The sequence below is a fragment of the Candidatus Baltobacteraceae bacterium genome, assembly GCA_036559195.1.
Classification (GTDB): Bacteria; Vulcanimicrobiota; Vulcanimicrobiia; order Vulcanimicrobiales; family Vulcanimicrobiaceae; genus JALYTZ01.
The window spans coordinates 1-12001 of the sequence record DATBTN010000005.1; the positions used below are offsets into that span (position 1 = coordinate 1).

The 12001-nt window shown below is 64.3% G+C and carries 13 protein-coding genes; 6 read left to right on the forward strand and 7 right to left on the reverse strand.

The window, feature by feature from the left end:
* The coding region (locus VIG32_00795; GenBank protein HEY8296547.1) for a hypothetical protein at positions 1-249 on the forward strand (249 nt) is incomplete at its 5' end.
* A 240-nt stretch (positions 250-489) separates the two neighbouring features.
* Here the strand turns inward: VIG32_00795 and VIG32_00800 are convergent.
* On the reverse strand, positions 490-1632 hold the full coding sequence (locus VIG32_00800; GenBank protein ID HEY8296548.1) for a glycosyltransferase family 4 protein: 1143 nt from the start codon (positions 1630-1632) through the stop codon (positions 490-492).
* Positions 1633-1778: 146 nt separating this feature from the next.
* On the opposite strand from VIG32_00800, the gene VIG32_00805 reads away from it, so the two are divergent.
* Positions 1779-2489, forward strand: a complete 711-nt coding sequence (locus tag VIG32_00805) for a hypothetical protein (protein ID HEY8296549.1) — start codon at positions 1779-1781, stop codon at positions 2487-2489.
* A 2-nt stretch (positions 2490-2491) separates the two neighbouring features.
* On the opposite strand, the gene VIG32_00810 is transcribed toward VIG32_00805, so the two are convergent.
* The 5 genes from VIG32_00810 to VIG32_00830 all read right to left on the reverse strand — a co-directional run bounded on the left by VIG32_00810 (position 2492) and on the right by VIG32_00830 (position 8152).
* Entirely contained in the window at positions 2492-3643 is a 1152-nt protein-coding gene (locus tag VIG32_00810) for an amidohydrolase family protein (GenBank protein ID HEY8296550.1), read from the reverse strand.
* A 98-nt stretch (positions 3644-3741) separates the two neighbouring features.
* The gene (locus tag VIG32_00815) at positions 3742-4668 is read right to left on the reverse strand and encodes a hydroxymethylglutaryl-CoA lyase (GenBank protein ID HEY8296551.1); all 927 of its coding nucleotides are present in this window, start codon (positions 4666-4668) and stop codon (positions 3742-3744) included.
* Entirely contained in the window at positions 4665-5471 is an 807-nt protein-coding gene (locus VIG32_00820) for a hypothetical protein (protein ID HEY8296552.1), read from the reverse strand. The genes VIG32_00815 and VIG32_00820 overlap by 4 nt, the downstream gene beginning before the upstream one ends.
* A 3-nt stretch (positions 5472-5474) precedes the next feature.
* Positions 5475-7373, reverse strand: coding sequence for an acetyl-CoA carboxylase biotin carboxylase subunit (locus VIG32_00825; protein ID HEY8296553.1), 1899 nt, complete (start codon positions 7371-7373; stop codon positions 5475-5477).
* Complete coding sequence (locus VIG32_00830) at positions 7370-8152, reverse strand: enoyl-CoA hydratase-related protein (GenBank protein ID HEY8296554.1); 783 nt, start codon at positions 8150-8152, stop codon at positions 7370-7372. Before VIG32_00830 ends, VIG32_00825 begins: the two co-directional genes overlap by 4 nt.
* Positions 8153-8212: 60 nt before the next feature.
* Between VIG32_00830 and VIG32_00835 the strand changes: the two genes are divergently transcribed.
* The 4 genes from VIG32_00835 to VIG32_00850 all read left to right on the forward strand — a co-directional run bounded on the left by VIG32_00835 (position 8213) and on the right by VIG32_00850 (position 11634).
* Positions 8213-9019 carry a cytochrome b/b6 domain-containing protein gene (locus VIG32_00835; GenBank protein HEY8296555.1) on the forward strand — a complete coding sequence of 269 codons (807 nt, stop codon included), beginning with the start codon at positions 8213-8215 and terminating at the stop codon, positions 9017-9019.
* Positions 9016-9756 carry a molybdopterin-dependent oxidoreductase gene (locus VIG32_00840; protein ID HEY8296556.1) on the forward strand — a complete coding sequence of 247 codons (741 nt, stop codon included), beginning with the start codon at positions 9016-9018 and terminating at the stop codon, positions 9754-9756. Before VIG32_00835 ends, VIG32_00840 begins: the two co-directional genes overlap by 4 nt.
* 71 nt (positions 9757-9827) lie before the next feature.
* The gene (locus VIG32_00845) at positions 9828-10364 is read left to right on the forward strand and encodes a ferritin-like domain-containing protein (GenBank protein HEY8296557.1); all 537 of its coding nucleotides are present in this window, start codon (positions 9828-9830) and stop codon (positions 10362-10364) included.
* 1 nt (position 10365) lies between these two features.
* Positions 10366-11634: an HD-GYP domain-containing protein gene (locus VIG32_00850; GenBank protein ID HEY8296558.1), complete on the forward strand. Its 1269-nt coding sequence runs from the start codon at positions 10366-10368 to the stop codon at positions 11632-11634.
* Here VIG32_00850 and VIG32_00855 read toward each other — a convergent pair.
* Positions 11631-12001 (reverse strand): hypothetical protein (locus VIG32_00855; GenBank protein ID HEY8296559.1); only part of this gene is annotated, 371 nt, incomplete at its 5' end. The genes VIG32_00850 and VIG32_00855 overlap by 4 nt on opposite strands.

The following is a 12001-nucleotide window of genomic DNA, read 5'->3' on the forward strand; positions in this document are numbered from 1 at the left end:
CCGCAACTGCTGCGCAACGCGATCATGGTGAACATCCTCGGCACAGGCACCGGCGACCACTTGGAAGGCGTGAACGACCTGCTCGCCGACCCATCGATCGTGCTGCACATCTACGGCAAAAAACACGCCGTAAACCGCCGCAAAATGGGCCACTTCACGTTGCTCCTACCCGGCCCCGCCGACGAACCCGCCATCACCCACGCCCAAAAAGCCCACGCCCTACTCCGCTGGGTCGAGGCCCCAACCTAGCCCTGAGCTCGTCGAAGCATCGGCGGGCGGCGAACGTCGTCCTTCGACAGGCTCAGCATGACAAAGGGGGGGTGCGTTGCCTTGTCATGCTGAGCTCGTCGAAGCATGAGCCCGCCGAAGCATCGGTGGGTGGCAAGCGTTGTCCTTCGACAGGCTCAGGATGACAAAGTGGGGTGCGTTGCCTTGTCATGCTGAGCTCGTCGAAGCATCGGGGGTGGCGAGCGTCGTCCTTCGACGGGTTTAGGATGACAGGGGGGTGCGGGGTTTTTGGCCGATTTCGGTGTAGGCCATGGGGCGGTCCCACCAGTCGTGGTTGCGCCAGTGGAGTTGGGTGGGGGTGGCGGCGGCAGGGAGTTTTTGGGCTAGTGCTTGTGCGTAGGCGTCGGCGTAGCGGTCTACCATGCGTTCGACGGTGAACTCGGCTTCGACGCGTGCGCGGCAGGCGCGGCGATCGAGTGAGGCGAGGTGCGGCACCCGGGCGACGGCTTGTGCTACGTCGTCGCAAACGTAGCCGGTCGTGCCGTCGAGCACGATCTCCGGAACCGAGCCCATGTTCGCGCCGAGAACCGGCGTTCCGCAAGCCATCGCTTCGATCATCGTGAGGCCGAAGCGTTCGGGGCGCGTGGTCATATGCACGAGTGCGAGCGCGTTGCTCAGCAATTCATCGCGGCCTTCGCGTTCCACCGAGCCGAGGAACTGAATCTGATCGCCGTCGATCTGCGGCTCGATCTGCGTGCGAAAATACTCCTCGTCTTGCGGAATGGCCGCCATCTTCAAACGGACGCCGGCTTTCTTGGCGATCTCGATCGCGAGATGCGTGCCCTTCTCCGGGTGAAAGCGTCCGAGAAAGACGAGATAGTCGCCGGCCGTCTCGCGGAACGTAAATTCGCTCGGGTCGATGCCGTTGTAGGTCGTCGCGAGATAGCCGAGGCCTGGGTCGCGATCGGCGTCGCTGATCGAGCAGTAGAAGCTGCGCCAGGCGCATGCGTAGTAGGCTGCGAGGATCTGCGGCGAAGAGAAGCCGTGAATCGTGGTGAGCATCGGCGGCGTTTTGCTGCCGAGCGCGTAGGTCATCGGTTTCCAGTCGAAGTTGTTGTGAATCAAATCGAACTCGTGCGCGCGTTCGAAGAGTTTGCCGATATGCAGCGCGCCGAACACGTCGCCGTTAAGCGGCGGATCCTGCGCCGTCCCAACCGGGATCACCGATTCCACCCGCCCCGCAAACTGCGAGTTGCCGGTCGCAAAAAGCGTCACGTCCGCGCCGCGCCGGCGCATCCCATCGGCGATGTTAAACGCGATCTGCTCCCACGGCCCATATCCCGGCGGCGGCGTCGGCCACGTAATAGGTGCCAGAACCGCAACGCGAAGCCCCTCGAGATGCAAAGAAATCTCCCCAATTGTAGTGCAAGTATGTACCAGAACACCTATACCCACATTCCCTTGTCATCAGCATGACAAAAAACGGGGTCAGCATGACAAGTTTGAGGTTAGTGGGAACCATGCGAGAATACTACGCTAGGGAGGTTCCGATGTTGACCTTTAATCGTGCCGGTTCGGCGATCGCGAGCGCGCTGGCGCTCGTTGCGTTCACGGCTTGTTCGCAATCGACCACCACCTCGACCACGACGGCGAGCGATGCCACGACTGCGGCGCCCAGCTCCGCCGCCATGTCGTCGAAGCACGTGCGTGGGACCATCGCGACCGTTTCGCCGACGTCGATGACGGTGACTACCAGCGGCGGCCCCGTCGTACTCGGGCTCTCGAAGACTAGCGGCGTTGCCGGCGTCGTGCGGGGCACGGCGGCCGACATCAAGCCCGGAACGTTCGTTGGGATCGCTAACGTGCCGGGCTCCGGCGCGATGCGGGCGCTCGAAGTCGTCGTGTTTCCGAACTCGATGCGCGGCACGGGCGAGGGCAACTATCCGTGGGATCTCCCCGCGAACGGGCACGCCTCGATGATGACCAACGGAACCGTTTCATCGTCGGGCTCGAAGTCGATGATGACGAACGGCACCGTCTCGCACGCTGCCGCGCCGGGCCAGCCGATTACGCTAACCTACAAGGGCGGCTCGCAGCGCGTGGTCGTTCCGCCGAACGTGCCGATCGTGCGCGTCGTTCCCGGCAGCGCGAAGCTGCTCGCACCGGGCGTGCACGTGTTCGTGATTACGACGTCTCCAAGCGGCAAACTCACCGCCGCGCACATCATAGCCGGCGAAAACGGCGTCGTCCCACCAATGTAAGCTTATTTGACGAAGGTGCCGGCTTTTAGTACGGCTTGGGGGCGGTCGAGTGGGGCGAGGGTGGCGGCGATGTCGCGATCGAGCAGGAGTAGATCGGCGGGTTCGCCTGGTGCGAGGATGCCGCGATGTATGCCGATGAGTTCGGCGGCGACGCTGGTGGCGGCGTGTAACGCTTGCTGCGGCGTCATGCCGAGCATCGTGTGCATCAGCTGGACTTCGTAGGCGTAGCGTTCGTGCAGATTGAACGGGGTGCCGGCATCGGATCCGCCGGCGATCTTTACGCCGGCATCGTACGCGTGCTTGATGTTGCGCAGCATGTGTTTATTGATCTCGGTCGCCTTGCGAATCACGAAGTCGGGCTGGCCGCCGTCGTGTGCGTGCTCCAAAATGCACGTGGGCGCGGTGAGCGTCGGTACGAGATAGGCACCGCGCTCTTTGAAGAGCGCGATCGCTTCGTCGTCGAGCATGTGGCCGTGTTCGATCGAATTGACGCCCGCGCGCAGCGCGTTTTTGATGCCGCTCGTCCCGATCGCGTGCGCGGCGACCCGCATGTCGTGCGCGTGCGCCTCGAGGCAGGCCGCGGCCATCTCTTCCTCGGTGAGTTGTGCCGTGCCCGGAACGGCGCCTTTGGTGAGTACGCCCCCGGTCGCGATGAGTTTGATGCAATCGGCGCCGTGCCAGCGCTGCTCGCGCACGGCCTTGCGCGCGTCCCACGGTCCATCGACCGCGCGCCCGACGAACCAGCCGTGGCCGCCGGTCATGCAGAGAACGGTACCCGCGGCGCTGATGCGCGGCCCGGCGATGCTGCCGGCGTCGATCGCGTCGCGCAGATCGATCGAGATCTTTTCGGAGGCGCCGACGTCGCGCACCGTCGTGACGCCCGCGCGCAGCGACTTGCCGGCGTGTTCCACGGCGCGCAGCATGCGCTGCGTCGGCGTCGTGTTGCGATAGGCGCCCATCGTGTCGGCCTCGCCGCCCATCTCGAGATGCACGTGCGCGTTCACGAGCCCCGGCGTAACGCACGCCGCTTCGCGATCCGCCGCGCCGCCCGCATCGCGCAGCGCGACGATTTTGCCGTCGGCGATCTGGATGTCGACGTTGCGCCGCGGCGCATCGAGCGTCCCATCGTAAAACATTCCGGCACGTACGATCACGGTAAGCCTTTCATGCAGTGGTGGCGTCCTTCGACACGCCCCGTCCTTCGACAAGCTCTGTCCTTCGACAAGCTCAGGATGACAAAGGGGGTGCGCTGTTATGGTGAGGGTGTCGAAGTATGAGCGGTCGACAGTTCTAGGGCTTGGTAGGTTTTGCTGGTGAGGGCGTGGTTTACGATGGTGGCGATGAAGCGGGAGGCTTCGCGGATGCGGGTGAGGTTGACGCCGGTTTCGATGTGCATGTTGTCGAGCATGTAGAGAAGATCTTCGGTGCCGAGATTGCCGGTGGCGCCGGGGGCGTAGGGGCAGCCGCCGAGACCGCCGCTGCTTGAATCGAAGATCGCAATGCCGTGGCGTAAGGCGGCGTGGACGTTGGCGAGCGCGGTGCCGCGCGTGTCGTGGAAATGAAACGCGATGCGTTCGAGCGGAATCGCGCGCAGCAGCAACGGAACCAGCTCGTCGACCTGGCTCGGAACGCCGACGCCGATCGTGTCGCCGATCGAGAGTTCGTCGCAGCCCATGGCCATGAGTTTCACGCTCACGTCCACCACCATCGCCGGCGTGATCGTGTCGCCGAACGGGGAACCAAACGCGGTCGAAACGTAGCCGCGTACCCACATGCCGTCGGCTTTCGCGGTCGTTACGACGTCGCGAAAGGTCGCGAGCGATTCGTCGATCGACATGTTGATGTTGCGCTTGGTGAATTCTTCCGACGCCGCCGTAAAGACGGCGATGCTATCGGCGCCGCACGCCTTCGCGCGTGCGTACCCTTTGAGATTCGGCACGAGCACGGGGTAGCGTACGCCGGGCGCCTTGGTAATGGCGGCGAAGACTTCGGCGGCATCGGCGAGCTTTGGGATCGCCTTCGGGCTCACGAACGACGTCGCTTCGATCGTGCGCAGGCCGGTGCGCGAGAGCAGGTCGATATAGCGCACTTTATCGGCGGTGGGAACGAGAACGGCTTCGTTTTGCAGGCCGTCGCGGGGACCCATCTCGCAGATGGTCACCGCTTTGGGCAGACTCATACCTTTTGAGATGCCCCCGAACGCGCGAGCGGTTTCGCTTCGATAAACTTGAGCATCGCCGCGAGCGTCAGCGGCCAGACGCGGTTGTTGGCGAGGAAGCCTTTGGTCAGCATGATGAGCGGATCGAAGTGGCCGATGATGTTCATGTGGTTCGCGTGCGGTCCAACCACGTAGTGCGCGGCGAGGCGGCTCCCGAGCGTGGCGGAATCGCCCCACACCAACCCGTCGTTATCGCCGCCGCGCGACGGAATCAAGCCCATGATCGTGAGCATCTTGGCGCCCTCGGGCTTGGTCCACGGCTCGTCGTCGAGCACCCAGATACGCTTGCGCGAATCGTGCGTTTCCTCCCAGTGCCCGCTCGTGTTGTTGAGCCAGCGCATGAAGTCCGACTCCAAACTCATATCGCCCATCGCCTTATCGGGGATGCGCAGCATTCGCGTGATGTGCGGCATCGCGAGCGTCACCACGCCCCAATTCGGCGTCGAGATCATCACCGTGTGACTGATCTCATCCAGACGATGCGGAAAGCGCCGCAGAAATCCGCGCACGACGAGGCCGCCGAGCGAATAGCCGAGCAGCACGAGCGGAAATTTGTAGCCTTGCGTCTTCATCTCGTCGATGTGCGCGGCGAAGCGGTCGATGCGATCGCTCAGCGTGTCGTCGGCTTCCGAGAACGTCAAGCAGTTGTAGCCGTAGGCCGTCAGCCCGGGGATACCGTCCTCGCCGTCGCGGAGGATCTCGAAATGTGCCGGCGGCTCGTTGTAGCCCGGCACCATGAGAATCGTCGTTCCGTTCGACGCCATCGGCTACGCCAGCTCCACCAGCGGCGTGCCGCCGGGAACGATCTCGCCTTCCCGTACGAGAATCGCCTTGATCGTGCCGGCGCTCGGCGCCTCGATCCGATGTTCCATCTTCATCGCTTCCAAAACGACGAGCAGGTCGTGCTGCGCGACGGTCGCGCCTTCGGTGCTAGCCACCTTGATGATCTTCCCCGGCATCGGCGCAACTATGCGTCCGGTAGCGGCGGCCCCGGTCGCGCGGGCGGCGCCGTCAACGCTCGGCGGATCGACGAACGCGAACGCGTGCGTGCGCGCGTCGTCGCCGTAACGCACGCCGTCGAGCGAGACCGCGCCCTCGCCGGGCCCGCCCTCGATGCGAAGCAGGCCCGCGATATCGCCGCTCAGCTGCCAGGCGTCTTCGTCGCGCGTGGCCGTTGCCTCGACCGCGTACTCGGTCGCGCCGGAGCGCAAACGCAGCGGAATACCGACCCGGCCAACGCGCCACGGCGCGTGGCCCGCACGCAGGCGATCGCCGATCGCGAGCGCGGCGCTGCCCTTGGGCGCATCCGTCGGCGTGAAGATCGATTCGTCGAGCCGCTCCGCCAAGAACTGCGTGGTCGTGTCGCCCGCGCGATAGGCGTCGTCGCGCGCGATCCAGAGCAGCAGCGGAACGTTCGCGCGAATGCCGTCGATGCGGAACCGTTCGAGCGCGCCGGTGAGCCGGGCGATCGCGGCGTCGCGGCTCTCGCCCCACACGATCAGTTTCGCGAGCATCGGATCGTAGTAAACCGAAACCTCGCTGCCCGTCTGCACGCCCGCGTCGACGCGGATGCCCGGCCCTTGCGGCGGAACCCATGCCGAAATCGTTCCGGTCGATGGTAAGAGGTGATTGGCGGGATCTTCTGCGTAGATGCGCGTCTCGATCGACCACCCGCGCGGCCGCACGTCGCTCTGCACGATCGTGAGCGCTTCACCGTTGGCGATTCGCAGCTGCCAGTGCACGAGATCGATGCCGTAGACGAGTTCGGTGACCGGATGCTCCACCTGCAGGCGCGTGTTCATCTCGAGAAAGTAGAAGCTGCCGTCTTCGTCGAGCATGAACTCGACGGTCCCCGCGTTGACGTAGTCGACCGACTTAGCGGCGCGTACGGCGGCGGCACCCATCGTCGCGCGCAGCTCCGGCGAAAGCGCGACCGACGGCGCCTCTTCCACGATTTTCTGGTGACGCCGCTGAATCGAACACTCGCGCTCGCCCAGGTGGATCGTGTTGCCGTGCGCGTCGGCGAGAATCTGAAACTCGATGTGACGCGGGCGGCGCAGGTAGCGTTCGAGCAACACGGCATCGCTGCCGAAGGCCGAGAGCGCTTCGCGCTTGGCGGCTGCGAGCGCTTCATCGAACTGCGCGAGATCGTCGACCACGCGCATGCCGCGGCCGCCGCCACCGGCGCTGGCCTTGATTAAGAGCGGCGTACCGATCTGCCGCCCCTGCGCGCGCAGGGTTTCGAGCGATTGATCGTCGCCCTCGTAGCCGGGAACCACCGGCACGTCGAACTGGCGCACGCGCCGCTTTGCTTCAATCTTGCTGCCCATCGCGGCCATCGATTCGGGCGTCGGTCCGACGAACGTCAGCCCCGCATCGCGCACGGCTTGCGCGAACTGCGCGCGTTCGGAGAGAAAACCGTAACCCGGATGCACGGCATCGGCGCGCAGCGTTTTCGCCGCCGCGATCACCGCAGCGATGTTCAGATACGAATCCGTCGCGGTCGCGGGTCCCACGCAGACCGAGTCGTCCATGACCGTTCGGTGAAACGCCTGTTCGTCGGCTTCGGAGTAGATGCCGAGCGGTGCGATGCCGAGTTCGCGCGCACCGCGGGCGACGCGCACGGCGATCTCGCCGCGGTTGGCTACGAGCAGCCGGCGGATCATTGCGACCACTGCGCTTTGCGGCGTTCGAGAAAGGCGCGCAGGCCCTCTTGGCCCTCGGGCGTCGTGCGTTGCGCGGCGATCGCGTTCGCGGTCACGTCGCGCGATGCGTCGTAGCCGGTCTCGCGCATGGTTTCGATCAATCGTTTGGCTGCCGAGACCGCGCTCGGTCCGGCGCCGCGTACTTCGGCGAGCACGCGATCGACCGCGGCGTCGAGCGTATCGAGCGCGGTTACTTCGTGAACGAGGCCGATCGTCTGCGCGCGCCGCGCGTCGAACCGTTCGCCGGTGAGAAAGAGCGCGCGCGCGTGCGTGGCGCCGATTTTCGCGAGCACGAACGGCGAGATCACCGCGGGAATGATGCCGAGCTTCACTTCGGTGAAACCGAAGAGCGTCTCCTCGCTTGCGATCACGACGTCGCACACGGCGGCCAGGCCCGCGCCGCCGCCGAGCGCCGCGCCGTGAACGCGCGCGATTACGGGCTTAGCGCAACGATCGATCGCGCGAAACATCTCCGACATCGCTTGCGCGTCGGCCACGTTCTCCTCGCGACTCAACTCGAGCGAGTCGCGCATCCAATTGATGTCGGCGCCCCCGCAGAAAACCTTGCCGGCGCCGGCCAGCACCACGGCGCGCACGGCCGGTTCGGTGGAAAGGCGATCGAAAGTCTGCTTGAGATCGGCGATAAGCTGCGCGTTAAAAGCGTTGCGGACGTCGGGTCGCGCCAGGCCGACGCGGGCGACTCCGTCCTCGATCCGGGTCTCTAATACGGCGGTAGACATGCGAGCGAGGGGATTCTCGATGTCATCCGAAGCGGCCTGGGAGGCGTTGTAGGAGTGACCATGACGGAAGAAGGCAAGGCGGTCTATCGCCATTCGCTGGTAACGCGCATCACGCACTGGCTGTTCTTCATCGCGTTTATGGCGCTGGTTTCAAGCGGGCTGCAGGTCTTCAACGCCGCCCCGTATCTCGACGCCGCCGATAAATCGAATCCCGCGCGACGCGTGCTATCGTTTGACTCTCCGCAGGACGGCATCGGAACCACCACGATCTTCGGCCACACGTTGAAGACAACCGGACTCTTCGGCTGGACGGCCGACGGCATGGGCGCCCAAGCGGCCCGCGCCTTTCCGTCGTGGTTGACCATCCCCGCATATCAGAGTCTCGCCGACGGGCGGCGCTGGCATTTCTTTTTCGCGTGGATCATGGCCGGTTGCGGGTTCTTCTATATCGTTTCGGGCTTGGCGCGGCGCAACCTCAGCGAATTGATTTTACGACCTCGGGACATCCCGAAGATCGTGCCGATGCAATTGTATTATCTGCGCCTGCGCAAAGAACCGCCGGAACACGGAACGTACAATCCGCTGCAAAAGCTCGCCTATACGCTGGTGATCTTCGTCTTCGCGCCGCTGCTCGTGCTCAGCGGCCTGGCACTCTCGCCCGGCTTCGATGCGTGGCTGCATCCCATCACGTCGGTCTTCGGCGGCCGCCAATACGCGCGGCTCTGGCATTTCGTGCTGATGATCGCGCTGCTCGGATTCTTCGTAACGCACGTGATTCTCGTTGCGACGCAAGGCGTCTTCAACCAAATGCGCTCGATGATCACCGGCTGGTATCGGCTGCGCTCGAGCGATGGGACCGGCGTATGAAACGGCAGCTTTTTATCGCCACGTCGTTGTCGGCGGCGCTCGCCGGCTGCTCGGCGATCGGTACCAAACTCAACGATAACGCGCGGTTTCACAGCGTACTCGATTCGGCGGAAGCGCTCGATCAAAGCATCATCGGCACGCACGGGCTCGCCAAAGAGTACCGGGCGCAGGATATCTCCACCAACTTCCCCCTCGATTCGCTGCCGACGCCGATGAACTCATACTATAATGCCATCGTGCGCGACCAGTTCCGTTCGTACAAACTGGTGGTCGACGGAGCGGTCGAGCGTCCCCACGCGTTCACGCTCGCGCAGCTGGAGAAGATGCCTCAGAAGCGCGACATCACGCGGCATGACTGCGTCGAAGGGTGGAGCGCGATTGCTCAATGGGACGGCGTGCCGCTCGCCGACGTTCTCGCCCTGGTGCGCCCGCGCGCCGGCGCGAAATTCGTGGTCTTTCATTCGATGGATAGCGACCAGCAGGGAACGGCGTACTACGAAAGTCTGAATCTCCATCAAGCGACGCACCCGCAGACGCTCCTGGCCCTGCGCCAAAACGGGAAGCCCATCACGGCCGATCGGGGCGCACCGGTGCGACTGCGCGTCCCCACCCAACTCGGCTACAAGAGCGCGAAGTGGGTGCGCCGCATCGAAATCGTTGGGTCTTACGGCTCATTATTCGGCGGAAAAGGCGGCTATTGGGAAGATCAGGGCTACGAATGGTACGCCGGAATATAGTGCGAGCGTAAATCTCTTCACGCGAATTACCGAAGATAGGGATATCCGCACTCTCTTGTACAGGTGACACCATGGAAGGTATCTCTCGCGCACGTTTGCTCGCCTCCGCGACCGCCATCGGCGTGCTCGGAATGCCGCTGCTTACGGCGTTTGTCGATGCGGCGCAAAACGCCAGCCCCGACGACATTGCGACGCTTAATACCGCGATCGAACTCGAACGAGCGGGTATTAAGGCCTACGACGATGCCGCGGCGACCCATCTGCTCGCGCCCGGCGTGCTGGCCGTGGCGCTCTCATTCCGCAAAGATCACGTCGCGCACCGCGATGCCCTCATTGCGGCGGTCAAGGCCGGCGGCGGCGTTCCTTCGGCGGCGACGGCGAAGCTCGAATACCCCGCTTTGAAGACACAGAACGATATCTTAACGTTCGCAAAAACGGTAGAAGAGCGCGCAGCTAGTACGTATCTCTCGGTGATACCGGACTTTAAGGATCGTAAACTCGCCGGCGTGGCGGCCTCGATTCTGGGCGTAGAGACGACGCACGTCGCGCTGCTCGCCCAGGCGCTCAACGAACTGCCCGCCTACCCGAGCGCGTTCGTCACGCAATAAGGTGCGCGTTTCCTTTCTCGCACGCTTTACGATCGTAACGGCGCTCGCAACCATTGCGGTCGCGGTCACGCTTTCGTACGTGCTGAGTGCGTCGCACACGCGTTCCATCCAAAGCGACCTGGTCGGGACTTCGTTCGGTCAGGCGAGCGCGCTGCTTACGCCGGCGCTTGGCCGAATCGACGCGCGGTCGCATCGCACCGGTTCGGCCTACGCATCGCTCGCGCAGGCCGCCGCGCAGATCACGAGCTTTCAAGAGTACGTACGCGGCATGCGCGTCTACTGGGCCGACGGCACCGCGCTCTATCCCAAGGATGCCAAACCCGAACCGCTCGCCGTGCGAAATGCGATCGCCGCGCAAGAGGTCGTTCGCGAACCGGTGCGCTCGGCCGGCGGCGAGCGCATCTTTACCGCGTACTCGCCGCTCGGCGATCCGGCCGGCAACGAGTACATCGCGGTCGTCGCGCTGGATTTTTCGCTCGATCAAATGGGCAGCCACACGGCGGCCGAAGGGCGCTTCGTGGTCGGCACGACCGTTGGTGCCTGCGCGCTGATCTTTCTCTCGCTCTTCGCACTCGCGCTCGCTGCGCAGCGCGAACTCAACGTACGGCAGAATTTGGCCGACGTCACGTTCACGCAAACGATGAGCGGCCTGGCCGCGATCGTCGACAAGCGCGATCCGTACACGGCCGGCCATTCGCAGCGCGTCGCCGCGTACGCAAAGCGGCTCGCGACCGCGCTCAAGCTCGATCGCGAGACGATTAAGACGATCGAGAATGCGGCGCTGCTGCACGATCTCGGGAAGATCGGCATTCCGGATGCCGTGCTGCTCAAACCCTCGAAATTCGACGATCGCGAACGCGCGATCATCAAATTCCATCCCGATATCGCGGCCGAGATTCTCGGTGGCGTCGATGCGATGCGCGACGTCGTGCCGTGCATCATCCACCATCACGAGCGCTGGGACGGTGAGGGCTATCCGCGCCGGCTCGCGGCCGAGAAGATTCCGCTCGGGGCGCGCATCATCTGCGTGGCCGACGCCTACGATGCGATGACGACCGATCGTCCGTATCGCCGCGCGCTATCCGTAGACGTCGCGCGCACCGAGCTGCTGAAAATGGCCGGAACGCAGTTCGACGAACGCTGCGTGCGCGGGTTTGTGGCACTCATCGACCGCGGCGCGGTCGTACCGCCGGCGCCGATCACCGACGAACTCGTGCTGGCGCGCAGTTTCGGCCAGCAACTCGCGAGCTTCGAAACACCGATCGCTTAACGCACGTTCACGCTGCGGTCGTGCGACCCGAGCACGACGTCGCTCGTGCGATCGCTGCCGTCGGCATAGACGGCGTGCAGCACGTAACGGCCCGGCGGCAGGTCGAGCCTGAACGATCCATTTGAGAGTTGCGCGAAGGGGCCGCCCGCAACCACGATCATCCCGTGCATCTGCGCGTGAATGTGGCAGCGAACGTGCACCACGCCCGCATTCGGAAACGGCACGACTTTGCCGGGTCCGTTCCCGTAGTAACCGATGTCGAACGGGTCGGGCCCGTCGCTTGCATAAATGCTGTGATAGAACGGATCGTCGTTCGGAAAGCGCACCGAACTCCCGGCGCCGATCACGATGACGTCGGGCATAAACG